Genomic DNA, 17,352 nt, shown 5'->3' with positions numbered 1-17,352 from the left:
CAATCGCATGGGGTGAAGATTGCTTCGCTTTGTTTTATGCGTTAACAGACACTCTCAAGCTGCATTCATCTGTGTATAATCTGCGGTTAAATTTATACTTTTGAAAGTAACCGCAGAGGACGCAGAGGACACAGAGGAAAAAATAGAAAAAGAACTTCACAACTGATGACTCGTTGCTTTAATTTTAACTGAAATTGAAATAAGCTCTTGTGCCTTTAAGTACGGTATAAGCGGTTGTGCTTTTAAATAGGGTGTGAGGATTTGGTGAAAGGGAACAGGAAACGGGAAACAGGGAACAGACAATATGTAATTTAAATGCTCGACAGCTTAATTCCAGATTATTTCCGTCAATGAGTGCAAAACTAGCCGTTCAAAAGTATCGGAATCCCAAACAAATATAGCAACTGCAATAAGCATTAAAATAAAAAAAGGAGATAATAGAGGAAAAAAATATGATTTTGTTATTGCTAAATAACCGAAATAATCAATCAAAAATTGGTATTTTTTTTGGCTATATCGTAAATAATGTGTTTCATTGGTGTATTCAGGGATATCCATAGAATCTAGACACTTACTACTATTTTATGTCCGAAGAGAACCTAGTGAAGCAATCTCAAACCCTTGATTACGTAAGTCCTGAATATATTGCTAATGGACTGTTTAAAGTAATTGAAGAGCTGTAATATTTATTACATCGCCTTTCAGCGAACACGCTGATTATTGCGATCGCACTTCTTCTCCTCCCTTGTTTGCAGCATTCTGTGATTTATAATTATAGCGATCGAGTTTTTGAAATCCTATTTCATTCAATCCAGGAACCTCCTCATACTAAACAGAGATTGGACAGTGAAAATTCATACTAGCCAACTATACACATTTCCCCTCGCCGCAGGAAGAAAAAACCCAACGTTCGGTCACATCACGACGGTAGCAATCCACATTTATCATTGGGTGACTGATGAATACATATTCTTGTATAGTTGAGAGCGATCGATAATCCGCAAATTTATCTCCTCTGTGAAACGCCTCAGTAGTGGGAGATAAGACTTCCACTTTATATGATGTTATTTTAATTACCAATAAAACAGGTTTGGAGTAAGGAATTTACCCATTATTGAGTAATAGTTTCGCTATTAAGGACAGAATTACTCACTACCAAATTGATTGTTTTACGGGCATAAGTTATCGCTACAAATTGGATGATTTTGAGGACAGAAGTCCTGACTTATTAATAGGCGATCGCCAATCATTAGACTTTTTGCAAAAATAGATAATATCTGCGTTCATTTGCGTTGATCTGCGGTTAAAAACAGAAAATCCAGAACTCTTGCAAAAAGTCTAACCACTAATCTTACTTAGTCTTGTCCAAACTCCGCGATTCCAACCAAATAGGAATTGCAATCCAAGCAACTGCTAACAGCAAAGCAAATACCGCAAATTGAGCAGCCCAAGCTACCAATTTCTCTAAAGACACAACTTGTCCCAAGAAGTAGGATAAACTTACCATTACAGATGCCCAGCTTGCAGCACCCAGAACATTGAACAGCGAAAATTTCCAAAAAGGCATTTCTGCGATACCCGCTAGGGGGCTAGCAAAAATTCGCAGCAATGCGATGAAACGGCCCAAAAATACGGCTTTAGCTGCATTTTTGCTAAACTGTTCTTTTAGGTCAAACAGTTGTTCTTCTCGGAAGCGGAAAAATTGTCCCAGCTTCAGCAGCAGTGGCCAGCCGCCGTACCTGCCGATCGCATAACCAAAATTTCCCCCCAATGTAGCACCCGCGATCGCACTGCCGAGCACAAACCAGTAATTCAGTTCACCGCTGCCAGCTAAAAACCCGCCAGCAATCGTAATTGTCTCGCCTGGAAGAGGAACTCCCAGATTTTCCAGCAAAATTCCCAGAAATACTGCCCAGTAGCCGTAATCGCGCGCAAACTGCTGAATAGTCTCTAACGATAAAAACTCAAAAGACATTCGATACTGCCTTCGTAAACTTTTGCAAAGCTCAATACATTTATATATTGGCTCGATTCAGGCAATAGTGCAATCTTTCGCTGTGATGAAGAACACACTGTTGTCGCGATCGCTGGTCTAACTAAAAATTAGCCTTTCAGGCATACTAGAGGAATAGAGAATTGTTGCGGTTGCGTTCCGCGCGATCGCTAGCCAGTTTTCCTACTAAATTTATCACAACGGCTCTCCCCACCAATTCCCAGAAGCGCGATCACGCATCCTAAAACATACGCTGAAATCCCCTGAGTCTCTCAAGAGAGTCAGCAACTAAACTAACTTATTTATACTTTACGCTCGTAGGATAACTGCTATGGAATCTCCCAACTTCAACCCACCCATTGTCCTTCAACCTCACAACTGCCTCGACTCCCAAGCCGGCAGCCTCCTCCAGCAACAGCTAGCCGAGATTGTGCCCGATCGCCACAAACTCTGGGTAATAGACATGGCCGCCGTAGATTTCATCGACAGTTCCGGGATCTGCGCCTTAGTCGGGGGACTCAACGCCGCCCGCCACCGGGGATGCCGCCTCGTCATCTGCAACCTCTCAGCCACAGTCAAGCTAATTTTTGAAATTACTCAACTCGACCAACTCTTTGAAATCTTCGACAGTTTCGAGCAAGTTATCTCCACTGAAACTCCGGCTTTAGTTGCTTGATTAAAATTAGCTGCCCAGTTCAAATCTCAAGTTTCCAAAAGACTTCAAGCAACCGCAAAGCTAATTTGAATATCATAAATAGGTTTATTTGTCAAGCAATACCAATGACAAAGAAATAAATCCGGCACTTGAACGCCGACAGAAGCGATCGCAGGTGCAGCCGGAAAAGGGCAAAGTCGATCGAAACAAATCCTTTCCTCCACAAACCCGAACTGCATCAAATAAGTCGCCGGCGGCGCATTTAAAAGATTAAGCAAGCGGTAAGCCAACTCATACAACTGCTGTCGCCAAACATCCGACAAATGCACCGGTTGAGAGTAACTCATCTCGCCAGACTGCTTGTCAGGTTCGCCACCGATCACCTCAGCATACAGTGGGCCCTTTGCAGTCAACACCACAGGCAGCCAAAAATTGCCACCGCCGACGGGAAAAAGCAACTCCTGGGACACTCGATCGCGCGCCCCCGAAACATTGGCACAAAATCGAAACACATCTTGAGCCGGAAAAACCAGATTTTCTGGTACATCCAGCGTCAAAGGACAAACGATCGCCCCACCCGGAGCGATCGCGCCCGAATTGAGTTCAGAAACCCCACAAATATTGACTTCAGTTAAAGGATCAGATTGAGCGATCGCCGCCTTGAGACTTGCGGCCGAATCTTTCTCACCACCCGCCACAATCAAAACCTTAGACATTGCCAAAGCTCGGCATTTGAATTCCCCGATCGTCCTCAGCATCGACGCTCGGCAGATCCAGGCCCTTAGCCTTGCGGCTCCGCACAGCGAGACGGTAAGTTACGCTTTGCAACTCAGTGTGCAACTGGCGGTTTTCCTTTTGCAATTGATCCAACTTTTCCTTAATTGGCTCGATGCGCTCGGCAAACTTTTGGCGGTAAACCCCTGGCAATTCCTGAACCACCTGTTCCAGCATCCGAGAGCGATCGGTCAATTCTTGCACCGACTGCCGCAGTTGGTAAACCTCAGCATCCCGCTCAGCGATTTGTTCTTGATAAAAACCCACCTGTTCTTCAACAGCTTGGAGTTGTTCCCGCATTGCCTGCATTTGAGCTTGGTGGCGATCGGAAACTTCCGGCGCAGGCACAAAACTAGAATTGCCCTTCACCAGCCTGAAAAGTTCTTGAGATAACTGCTGCACCAATTGGTCGCGCATTTGCAGCTCTTCGGTGAGACGAGATACCTCTGATTGCAATTCTTTTGAGCTTACAAGTTTAGTTTGATTCACGATGACTCTCAGCTTTTGTTATATAATCTGTTTCTCTTTAAAAATATCTTTCCCTTACCGCAGAGGCAAGAGGCACTTCAAAAGTTTTGAACCCATTAGGCTAAATCGAGCCAGCGGCCCGAGGTCAAGGGTAAAACTCAGTCTAACTCAAATCAGGCATCCACGTCATCACCTTAGTTTCTTGCCATAGAAAGACGTAGAATCCTAGGTTATTTATCCATAAACCCGGTTTCTTAGCTTTTTCTGATAATAGTGCAAGCTCTCATGTGTAACCAATCACAGCCGAAAGCACTTTGCCAGCTTCGTCCACGGTGCTGCCAAAACAGATAATGCCGTCCTCGTGACCGGCCATCGCCAGAATTTTGCACTCTGCCAAGTTCTCCTCCTCAAAAAGTCTAAACATTTCTAAGGCCATCTGGGGAGTGCCGTAAGGTATTTCTTTTCTAGTAGTAGGAATCTTAAACAGCAGTTGCTGCCATAGCTTAGGATTATGGACGTGAATTATTCCGCCCACCTCCTCTCTCTGAACGTACAGGGCCCCGTGAGTCAGGGACTCCGACGAAGCTTGTACGGGGCCCCGGCAGCCGAGGTAATTTTTTTCTAAGTTAAATTCGGTAACAGTACAGTAGAATTCAGGTCCCAGAGTCCTCAAGTGTGCAGTCTGGGTTCCCGAAATCACGAATTGGCCGGAATTGCCGAGTCTGACACTGACGTTGCCAAACCCTATGCCATTTTCGTAGACGCCAATTAATCCCCAAGCGTGGAGCCGATCGCGCCAGTCCATCAAATCTGCTATGTTCCGAGCAGCTACAGGGTCTGCTTCTTCCCAGTCACAGCGGTACTTAACGACTCCTTCATCCATCCATTTTTTTGTCCGAGCTGACACGACAGACATAGCCCAAGCTGAGACTTAATCGAAGTTCTCAAGAAGTTGTCAAACAGCTTTTTTTGCCTGCTGCCTTATGTCTCGGTGCATAAGTTCCTTAACTAATTTACATTCCAGTGTCGCCGTAATTAGCGACCGACATTAGCAAAAAGTAAGCTAGGAAAGAAGAACCAATTATTCCTAAAATCATGATTTAGCCTCTAGGTGATTACAAAAGTTCAATATGAAAATGTAAGCTCTCAGTTGGGGAGTTTGATCCCAGGCTTTTTCCCGATCGAGTTTCTGATGTGAAACTACATAACATCCTTGAATCGCTTATTGTTCTATACTACAGCATTTCTACTGAGTTGAGCTCTACCTTAATAAATATTTAAGGAGCAAGTACCCTTGATCCGGTAACTCCTGTAAAAAGCAACCGTACATTTACTTATTTTTTACGATTATATCTATATTTAAGGAAGAATCAAGCGGAACACAAAAAATATTTTTTAGCCAGGCTGGGACGAACTGGCCCAATCTTCGGGTGTTCTACGTTAGTCCACACCTCGGTCGATCGAGCAATTTTTAGCTCCGGGGCATCATACAAGCTAAGAAACCGGGTTGAGGGTAAGGTAATATCATATCGAGTAAAATCACCGCCACGCCAGATCGCGTCGGCGGGTTTACCAAAATCTGTAGTAGTATAAGTTGTAGTAGTAGTATAAGTTATAGATCCCGTCAACCCGCGCCTACCGAAAGGGGGATAGTTGATGACCGAGCCTGATATAAGTCCTATTAAGAAAAAAACAAGCCGATCGAGCAGTGATGACTTGATCGGCTAAATTTTTCTGTGAAGCGCGCTCGCCCCCAGCCCTTTAAATGTGGAAGTGATACAAGATGCTGCCGTCGTCTTTAATTTCGCAATTGGCATTAAAGACTTCAGCCTGTTGGTTCAAAAAACGCTGAGCCACATCCGGCGACAGCCGCGTTTCCATCGCAAACCGCACCAGAGTTATTTCGCCGCGGCCTTCTTTAATCAGTCGGTACAAAGCACTTTGGAGCCTTTCGCTCTCTTCTCGTTGAAAAGCTGCTTTGTACTTCCAATCCGCCACCGAAGGAATCAAACCCCGGCTGACCAAAATCGCCAACAGCAAGCCAATTCCCAAAATTAGAGGCACTGTCGGATCACTCGTGGGCGTCGCCACAATTTGCGGCACTGTAGCGGCGGCCAAACTGCTGACCATTTCTTTTTCCGAAGCTTGCGTATCCGCCATTGCAAGCTGAGTTTTGTTGTAAAAGTCTTGCTGAAGCTTCATTTGCTGCAACAGCCGAGCGCGTTCTCTTTCGTATTGGTCGAGTTTTTGCTGAGCTTGTTTCAGGTCTTGAGTGACTTGTGCCAAGCGTTGGTTTAGCGACTGATTGACTGATTGCCACCGATATCTGTTAATCAGGCGGCTTTTTTCAACCATGCCCTTCATCAACATATCCGCCGTTTGGATTGCTTGATCTTGATCGAGCGAGCGATACCCAACCACAATTTCTAGGGGTTGTTCCGGCTTAGAAATTTTGACACTCGCATTTTGTCGAACTTGCTGGGGCGACAGCTTAACTGCATCTGCCACTGCTTTGACAACATTATCTGCTAGGAGAACCTCCGGGGTGAGTTGCTCTCCCTGCTTGAGAATTGTTGTGCCCGTGGTCGAAAATTTGACTGGCGGATTATTAGAAGTGAGAGTGCCTTGAGCCATGAATCCGGGGGGCGGGGCGAGGCGGTAGGCCAGGGCGCCTGAAATACCCATAATTACAGCAAAACTGCCTAACGCAATCCATCTGTATTGATGTGCTGAAGATCTAAAACGTAAATTTCCCATTTTGATAGTCAAGTCATAACATTCGCTTGCCGCAGCTACTGCCAAACCCAAGAGCGATCGTTTCTTTCTGGTTAGTCAAATTGACTGCTGAAAATTTTCTCAGTTTGTACCTAAAAGCTCTTAGCTTTTGAGAGTTGTCAATATTCATGAACCCAAAAAACCGATCGCGCTTTTATTTGATCCGAGCTATAACTTCAGTTTTTGTCCTTAATAATTAATCTGTAACAAGGCTTCTGGAAGTCTACTGGCATCAGACTAGCACTCAGGCGTGCGAGATCCTCGCCTCCCCGTGTTTGTTGACATTCAAAAGTGTCACCTTTTCACCCTTGGCAATCCTCCAATTATCTTACGTCTTGGCGTCTTGCGGACGCGGTTGAAGAATAAAAAAAACCTTAAATAATCTGCCTAAAAACTTAACAAGCAAGAATTATACCATGCAGTTAAGAGTTTGCTGCATATTAAAAAAAATTGTGGCTCTGGGCGCGAGACCAGATCCACATATTCACATAACAATTATGGTTCGATCAGTTGATGGTTCGATCGAGCTCGCCTAGGCGAATGTTCACAAGCCGATGGGCAAAATAAGACCCTCGCGGGCCATGACAGCCTTCGGAAAAGCGATTTGCACATCTTCGGCGATGCGATCGAGAAAATCGTCTGTGTGAGCCGGATCATGATGAAAAATCACCACTCGTTTCACCCGCGCCTCCTTAGCCATTCTCACCGCTTCCTGCCAAGTCGAGTGTCCCCAACCCACCTTCGGAGACTTGGGGTTGTGATATTCCTCGTCTGTGTACATCGCATCGTAAATCAGCACATCAGCGTCGAGGGCTAAATTGTAGACATTCTCATCTAGCCGATCGGGAAAATGTTCAGTATCCGAACAATAAACAACAGATCGTCCCTGCCAAGTCACCCGATATCCCATAGCAGTATTCGGGTGATTCAGAGAACCCGTCCTAATCTCAATATCATCCAGCATCATCGTCTGGTTGTGATTGAGTTCGTAGAAATTCAAATCTGCCTGCAAACCCATCAGCGGCACCGGCGAATTCGAGTGCAGTACCCGTTCGACAAAGTGCCTTTTCATGCAATCTCCATCCGGCGGAGTCGCGCCGTAAATATCAAAGCTATTGCCACGGATGAAAGCTGGGGCGAACAGCGGGAAACCCTGAATGTGATCCCAGTGATAGTGAGTAAAAAACATATAAGCTTGCACGGGCATTTCTTGCACCAACTGGTCTCCCAGCATCCGCAAGCCTGTTCCGCCGTCAAAAATCAAGCGTTTGCCAGCGACTCGCATTTCCAAACAAGAAGTATTGCCGCCGTAGCGAACAGTTTCCTGTCCGGGTGTCGGAACACTGCCCCGCACGCCCCAGAACTGTACTACAAAATCATCTATACCTTTTATTGATTCGGAGGGTTGAGGGCAATCAACGGGAGTTGCCGCTACAGAGGACAAGCTGATTTCCATTTTAAAATTCAGGCTTTAAGGTTCCACATTGTCCGTGATGGCGCAGCAGATGATCGCACAACACTAAAGCTACCATCGCTTCCACCATTGGCACAGCTCTTGGCAAAACGCAAGGGTCGTGCCGTCCCTTGGCAGCCAGCAGCGTTTCTTCGCCTTCTCGGGTAACGGTGCGCTGCTGCTGGCGAATTGTTGCAGTTGGCTTGAATGCCGCCCGCAAAATGATATTTTCGCCGTTAGCAATCCCACCCTGAATTCCGCCAGAGCGATTCGTCACTGTACGAATTACACCCTTATCATCAGTATAGTATTCATCATTATGTTCGCTGCCCTTAAGCAGAGTCCCGGCAAACCCGGAACCAATTTCAAAGCCTTTGCTGGCGGGCAAGGACATGATGGCTTTGGCCAAGTCGGCTTCGAGTTTGTCGAATACGGGCATTCCCAGCCCTTTGGGTACGTTGCGGGCGACGCATTCGACTACACCGCCGATCGAATCTCCACTGTCGCGAACTTTTTCGATCAGTTCAATCATTCTTTCGGCACATTCGGCATCTGGACAGCGGACGATGTTGCTTTCTACTTGTTCTAAGGTAACAGTGTCCGGGTCGGCGACACATTCTAAGTCTTTGATGCGTTTGACGTAGCCGACTATTTCGACTCCTGCTGCTTGTTTGAGAATTTTTTTTGCGATCGCCCCTGCTGCTACTCTACCTATTGTCTCCCTCGCGGACGATCGACCTCCGCCTTGCCAGTTACGAATTCCGTACTTGGCATCGTAGGTAGCGTCAGCGTGAGAAGGGCGGTAAGTTGTCGCCATTTCGCCGTAATCTTGGGGGCGAGTGTCTTGATTGCGGACTAAAATTGCGATCGGCGTTCCCAAAGTTTTGCCTTCAAACACCCCCGACAGAATTTCGCAGGTATCTGCTTCTTTGCGGGGCGTAGTAATTTTGCTTTGGCCAGGGCGGCGGCGATCGAGTTCGGCTTGAATTTCCGATGCGTTGATCGACACCAGGGGCGGGCAACCGTCAATTACTACTCCCACACCGCCGCCGTGAGATTCCCCAAATGTCGAAATCCGAAATAAATGCCCAAAGGTATTGCCCATTATGCTTTGCCCTGAAACTTGATAATTTTTAGCTTAAATGGAATAGAGATTTACTGTATTTATGAAAAATATACCATTGACGAGTAGGCGACAGGTGATCGCCTCACAGCATCACTCCCTTCCCACCCCTAGAAGAATATCTACCAGGGAGAGAGGGAGAGGGGAATGGGGAATTGGGCATGGGGCATGGGGCATAGTTTCTTTCTATTCCTTCTTCCTTCTTCCTTCTTCCTGACATCCGTTACATCCGTTACAAAATCCGTTGCCGAACTTCCTTCTTCTTTAGTCTTCGTGTTCTTCAAAAGGATCTCTCAATTCCTTCGCGGGAGGGCCGAAAGCCGTGTAGATCGAGAAACCGGTGATGGCCACCAGACACACACCGAGAGAAATGCCGAGAACTGCTGCGGGTTCCATATTTTTGATCGATTATGAGTGCTCCACTCTATAATATTACAAAAAATAACAATCCGTCTGAAAGTCTAGTGATTTTAGGCGCTGTACGGTATGGCAGTCAACCCCCTCTCCCCGTTTTCCGAGTCCCCCTGCAGCATTTCTGAGAAATTGCGATCGCAATTAGCGGTAGAAATATGTCAAACTTTTCTGTAGAGATTCATTGCAGGTGACTTATGGCACAACGGACTTGGTTAGGAGATATACTCAAACCCCTTAACTCGGAATACGGCAAGGTAGCCCCCGGCTGGGGAACCACGCTATTGATGAGCGTGTTCATTGGACTGTTTTTCGTGTTCTTGTTGATTATTTTGCAAATCTACAACTCTTCTCTGATTCTGGAGAGTGTGGATATGGATTGGTCGAGCCTAGGCCGCTAAAAATTGATCACAAAACAGTAAGGCTAAAAGTAAAAGCTTAGGGTTGAGGAGAAAGGGTAAAAGCTAAGTTTTCCCGTTTTTCCTTACCCTTTCCGATTACTTTTGCCATAAATAAACAAGAAGTAACTAAACAAATTGCTGGAGAAAAATCATGAATATTTTTGGCATTGGTTTGCCCGAAATGGCAGTTATTTTTACGATCGCCCTATTGGTATTTGGCCCGAAAAAATTACCTGAAATCGGCCGGAGTATGGGGAAAGCAATTCGGGGATTTCAAGATGCTTCGCGGGATTTTGAGTCGGAGTTCACGCGGGAAGCTAAGCAGTTAGAAGAAGCAGTAGCAACTAGCAGCAAACCGGAAACTGAAAAACTCACGGCGGCGACTCCCAAGGAAGATAGCACAGATAGTTAAATGAACAACACTCAGAAGTCGGAAACACCAGCGGAGTTAGTGATTCCCCAGCTAATAGTTGGGTTGGGAAATCCAGAACCTAAATACGATCGCACCCGACACAACATAGGCTTTAATGCTGTCGATGCCTTGGCTAAATCTTGGCAGATTTCGCTGTCGGAAAATCGCAAATTTCAAGGCATATTTGGCGAGGGAAACCGGCTGCGGGGACAGAAAATCCGCTTGCTGAAACCGCTAACTTACATGAATCTGTCGGGTCAAGCGATTCGGGCGGCGACGGATTGGTACAAAATACCTGCGGAGTCGGTATTAATAGTATACGATGATATGGATTTGCCGATCGGGAAATTGAGAATGCGGCTTGCCGGTTCGGCCGGCGGACACAACGGCATGAAATCGACAATTTCTCATTTGGGCACAGACAAATTTCCCCGCTTGCGGATTGGCATCGGCAAACCTCAAAACGATGCTGCTAAAAATGAGAAAGATACCATTTCCTTCGTTTTAGGAAAATTTTCCTCAGAGGAAAGTCAGTTAGTAGAGAAAGTGCTTAAACTGGTTGTAGAAGCTGTGGAACTGAGTCTGCACCAAGGAGTAGAAAAAGCCATGAGCCTTTACAATAGTCGCACAATTGCAGAAACAAACGCGGAAACAAAAAGGTGAGTTCGAGACGTTTGCCTGAAACAACTGCATATGTCCGGGTTACTGGTCAATCTTGGCAAAAAGGCACGATTGAGGGTGAAGTGACTGCCGGCAATTTTGAGTGGCAGTTTCAGTGGCGTTTCACGTCAGAAAAAACACTGATTCTTGAGCCTTCTCAGGGTAGGGCATTGATTCAGGAACCGCTGCACCGCTTTCTGGAAAAATGGGATTATCAGCTTGAACCGGGCGGGGATTATTCGTTTACGGTTCGGGCTGAGTTTTAAAATCTTAGTAATGGGAAATGTGCAAAAGGCAATCGGGAATAAAAACTTCCTCTCGTAAGATATCCCGATTCCAGTAATTCTTTAATTAATCACGGGAAAAGGCTGTAATGGGAAATTGGGAAATGGCGATCGGGAAGGCAAACTTTCTCTAGTAGGAGGTCCCGATTCCAGTGATTCTTTAATTAAAGCAGGTGGCGTCCCTTCTCGGTAAGCCCCGCAATAATACATTGTCAAAACAGCTTTGTAAGCCCAGTGATTGGAAGGTACATCGGTAAAAGGATTTGGCAGGGTTTCAACCTGATTCTGGATGCAAGCATCGAGAACTTGTTCTCGCGTTGGCTGCACTTGAACTAAAGAATTATTTGGCTTGACTTGTGCGGTATTTTGTGCGTTTGCCGGAGCTAACAAACCTGTATACATTAACAGTGTAGCAGTGCCAAAGATGCTGAGTTTCATAAGTTTATAAATTTCTCAATAAGTTGGGTGGTAGTGAGGAATTTAGTCCTCAAAGTTGTGGCAAATAAGGAATCTTCGTCCTTACTCAAAACCTTTGGAATGTTCAGACATTTTTCGCATTCCCAAGGCCAAGACACTCAAAAACAACAGCCCGATCGCCCCAGCTAGCGGATTGCCGTTAACTCCTGTCACCCAGTCGGGAACAGATGCGGAATATCGCACTAACTGCCCGATGTTAATCATGTAATATCCCCAGACTAAACCTGCATGAAGCCCGATCGACAAACCGAGGCGATTTTGGCGCGCTCTTTTTCCCCAAACCAAAATCAAACCCAGCAACAACAACCCCGGAAACTGCGGCCAACTCCGCAGCATTGCTACCACAGGCTTGATAAAATGAGATAGGGCAAACACCAGGCTATTTGCCCACAGAGATATTTTATAATTGTAATCCCGCTGCAACTCGTCCAGCAACCAACCACGGAATACCAACTCTTCCGCAAAACCGACTCCAAGGGCGCTTAACAGCCCTTCGGCGATGATTCTCGGCAAATTATCAGAATTTTGCCACGCGACTAAGCCGAACAGCCCTTGCACCGCAAATAAGCTGAAAGTGAGCAAAAGCCCGATCGCCAATCCGATTAAAAGCTCAAAACCGTTTTTTCGCGTATTGATTAAACCGTAACTTTTGAGTAATTGGGTTTGTCCGTAAACCTGTTTTCCCCAGCGCGGCACTAGGAACAGAAACTCGGTAAACAACAATCCCATTGTCAGAATAGTTGCTAGGTTACTATCTTTAACTAAGAGATAAATTGGTGCTGCTAGCGGCAGCCAAATTGCTAGCAAGATTAATAGGAAAATTATCACACGTAAAGGAAATGGATAACTGGCTATTATTTGGAGGCGGTTAATCATTGGTTACAATTTACTTGCTGAGAAATTTTAATTTTTAGTAAGAATAAACATAGCACGGGTCGGACGCATGAGTGAAACAGTCAACAACACTGTCGCTTAAATGAGTGACACTCAAATGGTGTAGCACAAATAAGTGTCACTCCAAAAAGCGACTGTAAACTCTCCAATACTGCCACTTATATATGGAGTATCAGAATATGAAAGGATAAATAAAAATGTCTCAGCAAGATCCTACAAGTATCGATTTAACCAGTAGTGATTTTTCGTTTGGAGAAATGTCAGTCGATGACATAGCTGCGATCGCAGCAATAGAGGCTGGAATTAGCGATCCAACACATCCAATCGAGGACGAAACCGCACCAATACCTAGCATCCCACCGCTACCGATCGCACCGACCGCAATTGTGATCGCCAAACGGCCGGTCAGTGGGCGCTACCGCGGTACATTAGGCAGCTTTCAACTCGAACTCCGGGTTGACGTTGACCGCACTCGACCAATGAAGCGGTTAAGCGGCGACTTCTTCCAAATTAGCGGCGGTACTACCACCTATTTTGGCTCCTTTATCGTCGATGCGCCGACGATAACGGTAACAGCTTCTCAAGTCGTCATCAAGGGCCTCGGAAGCTTTACCTTTGCCGCCGGAGCTCCCGTAATACAGGTGACAATCCAGCGCAAGTTCATCTTCCAGCCGCAGGCGCCAGCAACGGTGGAATTTTTCACAAAGGGCGGAGTCGCCGGAGCAACTTACACTTGTGTCTTCGAGTCTGTCTATTTCCGCAGTCTGCGACTAGAAACAGACCAGGTTTCCGATGTTGTCACTCCCATATTCAGCAGCTACAACACGGGTTCGCTGCCGTCGGGGGGGCCAGCGCGCAACCTCAGCGTCGTCAGTTCCTATGCAGAAGCTGGGATCGAGATGATCGCAACAGCAGGAAACAACGTCATCAATATCGATGAAGCTGGTGCTGGGGCTAAATGGAGCAACGCAGAATTGCACGCTTCGATGCAGAAACATTTCACCTTGTGGCAGGATTTGCCGCAGTGGGCTGTTTGGCAGGTAGTTGCTCAACTTCACGACCTGGGCCCAGGGCTCTACGGCATCATGTTTGACCAGCAAGGGAAGCAGCGGCAAGGCTGCGCCGTTTTTCATCAAGGTATAGGCGGAGAAACTGCCGAAAAGCTGCGATTGCAGCTCTACACTTATGTTCACGAGCTGGGGCATAGTTTTAACTTGCTGCACTCGTGGCAAAAGTCCTTGGCGACGCCCCCCGGTACGAATCGCCCGCTGTCGTTGTCTTGGATGAACTATCCCTTTAATTACCCAGCACCGGGTGGCGAGGCTACCTACTGGAGCCAGTTTGCGTTTCAGTTCGACAATGAGGAGGTCATCCATCTCCGCCATGCGTTCCGCAACAATATTATTGTGGGTGGAAACGACTTTGCGATCGGCTCTGGTCTGGGGCAGGAAGTGATGGCAGATCCGATTCGCGATGAGTCGGGACTGACTTTCAGGATCTCAACCAACCAAAAGAGCTTCGCCCTCGGTGAGCCTGTGGTACTGGAATTAATGCTGGGAACGACGGCTGCAGGCGGGCGCCGGGTGCATACTTGGCTGCATCCGAATTGCGGCTTGGTCAAAATCGTGATTCGCAAGCCTAGCGGCGCAGTTGTGGTTTATGAACCGCTAATCGATCATTTAGTCGGTCAGCGAGAAAGCACGATCGCGCGCGATGATGTAATTCCAGAAAGCGCATATATCGGCTATGGCAAAGACGGATTTTATTTCGATCAACCCGGAAATTACCGGGTACGGGCGGTCTATGGGGCTTTGGACGGTTCAGAGGTATTCTCGGATATCATCACTATTCGCGTTCGCTATCCTGTGACGCCAATTGAGGAAGAACTGGCCGCTCTGTTTATCGGCGACGAACAGGGTTCTTTGTTCTATTTGCTGGGTTCGGATGATGAGTCTTTGCGAAGCGGTAACGATGCTTTTGAGGAAGTTCTAGCAAAATATCCGAAACACGCGATGGCAAACTATGTTCGGATGGTGAAGGGTATCAACGCTAGCCGTGACTTTAAAACGATTACCGACGATCGTGAAACCCGGGTGATTGTACGCCCTGCGGAGTTGGATGAAAGCGCCAAGTTGCTGACAGCAGTCGCCGATTCCAATATTCTCGACCCTGTTTCGGCACAGATGTCCCTTTCCTGTTTAGCTGAGGTTCAGGCTAAAACCGGCGATGAGGATGCTGTTAGCAAAACTTTTAGCAAAATCTCAGCAATGGAAGTCAAGACATTGCGAGCGGCAGCCAAGAAGTAAAAAGTGAATTGGTGAATTACCCTGAAGATTGCTTTACTTTATTTTAAACTAAATGAGTAAAGCAATTTTTGTTAGTTTGTACAAAACACTGCTAGCAACAACTTCACAGCATTAATGATAAGTCTGTTGTTGGTTCGACACCTGATAATTCTGTTGGCACTTTTGGCGATCGGGTCTACCTGCGTACCCGATCGCCCCCAGGCAGATTTTTTGACCCCTTACCATTACCAAGTGAGTACCACTATGCGTTTATTTATCAAACTTCGCGACGGTTTCAGCAATAACACCGTGACTGTAGAAGTGAATGAACAGGAAGTCTATCGCAAGTCTGGCGTGACTACGGATTTGACGATTTCCTTCGCGGATGCGGTGGAAGTTCCTGTTGAGGAATCCACAGTTAAGTTGAAGGTAGCTGTGGAGGGTGGCCAGACGCAGACAAAGGAAATTCGGGTGCAAGAGACTCCTTTTGTTGATGTCTGGATCGTGGGCGGAAAAATGGAGTTGCGAGTATCCAAGGAAGAGATGCCGATGCTTTAGCAACTCGCCGATTCCACGGGAGATTAAACATTGAAATCTTGCGGTTATTTCCTAATTGTGCAAAGCAGATTTTTGGGCGCTGCGAACTGGTGCGGGCTGTACACAGCAGACAGAAACAGGTACAATAGCATTGTATCTGTTGCAACTTTAGGTAAAATAAGTTAAAAAGCCAGGTGACAATGACTGAAGCCTCCGATTTTTCAAATGTCGATCGAGAATTAGATGACACAATTTTAAGCTTCGCAGACATTCAGGCAGAACTCAACCTGCGCCACGCTAAAGATGCTCTGCGAGATATAGTAGAAAATCTCGACTTGACTGTTCAAGAGCGAACTGGACTAGAACCGGAAATTGGTGGGTTAGAGAAAATGCTCGACAAGCTAGAGCGCGCTTGCGTGCAAATAGCTGTGTTTGGGATGGTGGGAAGGGGAAAATCTTCGGTTTTGAACGCGCTGCTAGGTCAAAATGTGTTTGAAACTGGCCCGACTCACGGGGTGACTCGCACGACGACTATCGGCCAGTGGGATGTCGGAGAGGGAATTGATGAGAATTTGCCCGATGGCTTACGCCCCCCTACGCTACGACTTTCGCCAGTTATTTACCGTTTGTCGCAAGTTGAATTAGTCGATACTCCGGGAATAGATGAAGTTGACGGAGAAACTCGCGAACTTTTAGCCCGCCGCGTTGCTCAACAAGCAGATTTGATTTTGTTTGTGGTTGCTGGCGACATTACGAAGGTGGAATACGCAGCACTTTCGCAGTTGCGAGAAGCGGGAAAACCGATGTTATTAGTGTTTAATAAAATTGACCAGTATCCTGATGCAGACAGGCTGGCAATTTATCATAAAATTCGAGACGATCGCGTCAGAGAATTGTTGTCTCCCGATGAAATTGTGATGGCGGCGGCTTCGCCTTTGACAGCGAGGGCGGTGCGCCGTCCCGACGGCAGTATGGGTGTGCAAATGACTCGCAGTTTGCCACAAGTGCAAGATTTAAAATTAAAGATTTTGGAGATTTTAGACCGAGAAGGCAAGTCTTTGGTGGCGCTGAATACGATGCTGTGTGCGGGGGATATTAACGAGCAGTTGGTGCAGCGAAAAATGGAGATTCGAGATGACGCGGCTAATCGAATTATCTGGAACGGGGTAATGACTAAAGCGGTGGCGATCGCACTTAATCCAATTACTGTAGTTGATATTCTTAGCGGTGCGGTAATTGATGTGGTGATGATCTTAACTTTATCTAAAGTTTACGGCATTGCGATGACGGAAGCGGGCGCGGTGGAATTGCTGCAAAAGATTGCGATTAGTATGGGGGGAATTACTGCGGGTGAATTGTTGGCTAATTTTGGTTTGAGTTCTTTGAAAGGCTTGTTGGGTTTGGCGACGCCGGCGACGGGGGGTTTGGCTTTAGGGCCTTATTTGTCTGTGGCGGTAACGCAAGCTGCGATCGCGGGGGTTTCTTCCTACGGAATCGGTCAAGTTACTAAGGCTTATTTGGCTAATGGTGCTTCTTGGGGAGATGATGGGCCAAAGGCTGTGGTGAGCAAGATTTTGTCTTCTTTGGATGAGGATTCTATTTTAAATCGGATTAAGGAGGAGTTGCGGGCTAAGTTGGATTTGGGCAGTGTGGAAAAACAGAAATCTTAGTAGTCGTTAGTCATTAGTCATTAGTCATTAGGAGGAATTACAAATTGCCAATAGCTGATGCCCTATGCCCGATGCCCAAT

At 46.5% G+C, this 17,352-nt stretch carries 21 protein-coding genes; 8 read left to right on the top strand and 13 right to left on the bottom strand.

Annotated features, from left to right (window positions below; all coding sequences use genetic code 11):
- Positions 1–867 precede the first annotated feature (867 nt).
- Both Q5691_RS11490 and Q5691_RS11485 read right to left on the bottom strand, forming a co-directional pair.
- Positions 868–1,053: a Uma2 family endonuclease gene (locus tag Q5691_RS11490; RefSeq protein ID WP_333213693.1), complete on the bottom strand. Its 186-nt coding sequence runs from the start codon at positions 1,051–1,053 to the stop codon at positions 868–870.
- A 298-nt stretch (positions 1,054–1,351) separates the two neighbouring features.
- Entirely contained in the window at positions 1,352–1,975 is a 624-nt protein-coding gene (locus tag Q5691_RS11485; protein ID WP_333179291.1) for a DedA family protein, read from the bottom strand.
- A 349-nt stretch (positions 1,976–2,324) separates the two neighbouring features.
- Here Q5691_RS11485 and Q5691_RS11480 point away from each other — a divergent pair, with 349 nt between their 5' ends.
- On the top strand, positions 2,325–2,669 hold the full coding sequence (locus tag Q5691_RS11480; RefSeq protein WP_333054586.1) for an STAS domain-containing protein: 345 nt from the start codon (positions 2,325–2,327) through the stop codon (positions 2,667–2,669).
- Between the two features lie 44 nt (positions 2,670–2,713).
- Here the strand turns inward: Q5691_RS11480 and Q5691_RS11475 are convergent, their stop codons facing one another.
- The 9 genes from Q5691_RS11475 to psbN form a co-directional block, all read right to left on the bottom strand.
- Positions 2,714–3,364, bottom strand: a complete 651-nt coding sequence (locus Q5691_RS11475; RefSeq protein ID WP_333344911.1) for a hypothetical protein — start codon at positions 3,362–3,364, stop codon at positions 2,714–2,716.
- Positions 3,357–3,911: an Npun_F5560 family protein gene (locus Q5691_RS11470; RefSeq protein WP_190742499.1), complete on the bottom strand. Its 555-nt coding sequence runs from the start codon at positions 3,909–3,911 to the stop codon at positions 3,357–3,359. Before Q5691_RS11470 ends, Q5691_RS11475 begins: the two co-directional genes overlap by 8 nt.
- A gap of 262 nt (positions 3,912–4,173) precedes the next feature.
- Positions 4,174–4,806, bottom strand: a complete 633-nt coding sequence (locus tag Q5691_RS11465) for a class II aldolase/adducin family protein (protein WP_333213689.1) — start codon at positions 4,804–4,806, stop codon at positions 4,174–4,176.
- A gap of 454 nt (positions 4,807–5,260) precedes the next feature.
- Positions 5,261–5,518, bottom strand: coding sequence for a hypothetical protein (locus Q5691_RS11460; RefSeq protein WP_333344908.1), 258 nt, complete (start codon positions 5,516–5,518; stop codon positions 5,261–5,263).
- A 133-nt stretch (positions 5,519–5,651) separates the two neighbouring features.
- Complete coding sequence (locus Q5691_RS11455) at positions 5,652–6,575, bottom strand: hypothetical protein (RefSeq protein WP_333213685.1); 924 nt, start codon at positions 6,573–6,575, stop codon at positions 5,652–5,654.
- A gap of 634 nt (positions 6,576–7,209) precedes the next feature.
- Positions 7,210–8,121, bottom strand: a complete 912-nt coding sequence (locus Q5691_RS11450; RefSeq protein WP_333213683.1) for an MBL fold metallo-hydrolase — start codon at positions 8,119–8,121, stop codon at positions 7,210–7,212.
- 1 nt (position 8,122) lies between these two features.
- Positions 8,123–9,223 carry a chorismate synthase gene (aroC, locus tag Q5691_RS11445; RefSeq protein ID WP_333063247.1) on the bottom strand — a complete coding sequence of 367 codons (1,101 nt, stop codon included), beginning with the start codon at positions 9,221–9,223 and terminating at the stop codon, positions 8,123–8,125.
- A 140-nt stretch (positions 9,224–9,363) separates the two neighbouring features.
- Positions 9,364–9,525, bottom strand: a complete 162-nt coding sequence (locus Q5691_RS11440; protein WP_333344905.1) for a hypothetical protein — start codon at positions 9,523–9,525, stop codon at positions 9,364–9,366.
- Positions 9,506–9,637, bottom strand: a complete 132-nt coding sequence (gene psbN / locus Q5691_RS11435) for a photosystem II reaction center protein PsbN (protein WP_190742515.1) — start codon at positions 9,635–9,637, stop codon at positions 9,506–9,508. Before psbN ends, Q5691_RS11440 begins: the two co-directional genes overlap by 20 nt.
- Positions 9,638–9,849: 212 nt before the next feature.
- On the opposite strand from psbN, the gene psbH reads away from it, so the two are divergent.
- The 4 genes from psbH (at position 9,850) to Q5691_RS11415 (ending at position 11,391) form a co-directional block, all read left to right on the top strand.
- The gene (psbH, locus tag Q5691_RS11430; RefSeq protein ID WP_015176007.1) at positions 9,850–10,053 is read left to right on the top strand and encodes a photosystem II reaction center phosphoprotein PsbH; all 204 of its coding nucleotides are present in this window, start codon (positions 9,850–9,852) and stop codon (positions 10,051–10,053) included.
- A gap of 151 nt (positions 10,054–10,204) precedes the next feature.
- Entirely contained in the window at positions 10,205–10,465 is a 261-nt protein-coding gene (locus Q5691_RS11425; protein WP_006633691.1) for a TatA/E family twin arginine-targeting protein translocase, read from the top strand.
- On the top strand, positions 10,466–11,128 hold the full coding sequence (gene pth / locus Q5691_RS11420) for an aminoacyl-tRNA hydrolase (RefSeq protein ID WP_333342112.1): 663 nt from the start codon (positions 10,466–10,468) through the stop codon (positions 11,126–11,128). It begins immediately after the preceding gene.
- Positions 11,125–11,391 carry a DUF3146 family protein gene (locus Q5691_RS11415; protein WP_332958583.1) on the top strand — a complete coding sequence of 89 codons (267 nt, stop codon included), beginning with the start codon at positions 11,125–11,127 and terminating at the stop codon, positions 11,389–11,391. The genes pth and Q5691_RS11415 overlap by 4 nt, the downstream gene beginning before the upstream one ends.
- 81 nt (positions 11,392–11,472) lie before the next feature.
- On the opposite strand, the gene Q5691_RS11410 is transcribed toward Q5691_RS11415, so the two are convergent.
- The gene (locus Q5691_RS11410; RefSeq protein WP_333344903.1) at positions 11,473–11,847 is read right to left on the bottom strand and encodes an S-layer protein; all 375 of its coding nucleotides are present in this window, start codon (positions 11,845–11,847) and stop codon (positions 11,473–11,475) included.
- Positions 11,848–11,928: 81 nt separating this feature from the next.
- Positions 11,929–12,762, bottom strand: coding sequence for a CPBP family intramembrane glutamic endopeptidase (locus Q5691_RS11405; protein WP_333344901.1), 834 nt, complete (start codon positions 12,760–12,762; stop codon positions 11,929–11,931).
- 215 nt (positions 12,763–12,977) lie between these two features.
- Between Q5691_RS11405 and Q5691_RS11400 the strand changes: the two genes are divergently transcribed.
- From Q5691_RS11400 to Q5691_RS11390, 3 genes are all read left to right on the top strand, one after another.
- Complete coding sequence (locus Q5691_RS11400) at positions 12,978–15,086, top strand: hypothetical protein (protein ID WP_333213671.1); 2,109 nt, start codon at positions 12,978–12,980, stop codon at positions 15,084–15,086.
- 114 nt (positions 15,087–15,200) lie between these two features.
- Positions 15,201–15,623, top strand: a complete 423-nt coding sequence (locus Q5691_RS11395) for a hypothetical protein (protein WP_333213669.1) — start codon at positions 15,201–15,203, stop codon at positions 15,621–15,623.
- Between the two features lie 179 nt (positions 15,624–15,802).
- Positions 15,803–17,272 (top strand): GTP-binding protein, encoded by a 1,470-nt coding sequence (locus Q5691_RS11390; RefSeq protein ID WP_333213667.1) that lies wholly within the window; start codon positions 15,803–15,805, stop codon positions 17,270–17,272.
- The last annotated feature ends 80 nt before the right edge of the window (positions 17,273–17,352 follow it).

Source organism: Microcoleus sp. w1-18aA5, assembly GCF_036701705.1.
Classification (GTDB): domain Bacteria; phylum Cyanobacteriota; class Cyanobacteriia; order Cyanobacteriales; family Microcoleaceae; genus Microcoleus.
Note: the sequence above shows the minus strand (reverse complement) of the source record. Positions and strands in the feature narration are given on the sequence as shown.

What these genes read in the sequence shown, in the direction of transcription:
- psbN (WP_190742515.1), bottom strand. Translation starts at nt 9,637, where the DNA reads ATGGAACCCGCAGCAGTTCTCGGCATTTCTCTCGGTGTGTGTCTGGTG.
- aroC (WP_333063247.1), bottom strand. Translation starts at nt 9,223, where the DNA reads ATGGGCAATACCTTTGGGCATTTATTTCGGATTTCGACATTTGGGGAA.
- Q5691_RS11455 (WP_333213685.1), bottom strand. Translation starts at nt 6,575, where the DNA reads ATGGGTATTTCAGGCGCCCTGGCCTACCGCCTCGCCCCGCCCCCCGGA.
- Q5691_RS11425 (WP_006633691.1), top strand. Translation starts at nt 10,205, where the DNA reads ATGAATATTTTTGGCATTGGTTTGCCCGAAATGGCAGTTATTTTTACG.
- Q5691_RS11395 (WP_333213669.1), top strand. Translation starts at nt 15,201, where the DNA reads ATGATAAGTCTGTTGTTGGTTCGACACCTGATAATTCTGTTGGCACTT.
- Q5691_RS11475 (WP_333344911.1), bottom strand. Translation starts at nt 3,364, where the DNA reads ATGTCTAAGGTTTTGATTGTGGCGGGTGGTGAGAAAGATTCGGCCGCA.
- Q5691_RS11410 (WP_333344903.1), bottom strand. Translation starts at nt 11,847, where the DNA reads ATGAAACTCAGCATCTTTGGCACTGCTACACTGTTAATGTATACAGGT.
- Q5691_RS11480 (WP_333054586.1), top strand. Translation starts at nt 2,325, where the DNA reads ATGGAATCTCCCAACTTCAACCCACCCATTGTCCTTCAACCTCACAAC.
- Q5691_RS11400 (WP_333213671.1), top strand. Translation starts at nt 12,978, where the DNA reads ATGTCTCAGCAAGATCCTACAAGTATCGATTTAACCAGTAGTGATTTT.
- pth (WP_333342112.1), top strand. Translation starts at nt 10,466, where the DNA reads ATGAACAACACTCAGAAGTCGGAAACACCAGCGGAGTTAGTGATTCCC.
- Q5691_RS11465 (WP_333213689.1), bottom strand. Translation starts at nt 4,806, where the DNA reads ATGTCTGTCGTGTCAGCTCGGACAAAAAAATGGATGGATGAAGGAGTC.
- Q5691_RS11405 (WP_333344901.1), bottom strand. Translation starts at nt 12,762, where the DNA reads ATGATTAACCGCCTCCAAATAATAGCCAGTTATCCATTTCCTTTACGT.
- Q5691_RS11390 (WP_333213667.1), top strand. Translation starts at nt 15,803, where the DNA reads ATGACTGAAGCCTCCGATTTTTCAAATGTCGATCGAGAATTAGATGAC.
- Q5691_RS11485 (WP_333179291.1), bottom strand. Translation starts at nt 1,975, where the DNA reads ATGTCTTTTGAGTTTTTATCGTTAGAGACTATTCAGCAGTTTGCGCGC.
- Q5691_RS11450 (WP_333213683.1), bottom strand. Translation starts at nt 8,121, where the DNA reads ATGGAAATCAGCTTGTCCTCTGTAGCGGCAACTCCCGTTGATTGCCCT.
- psbH (WP_015176007.1), top strand. Translation starts at nt 9,850, where the DNA reads ATGGCACAACGGACTTGGTTAGGAGATATACTCAAACCCCTTAACTCG.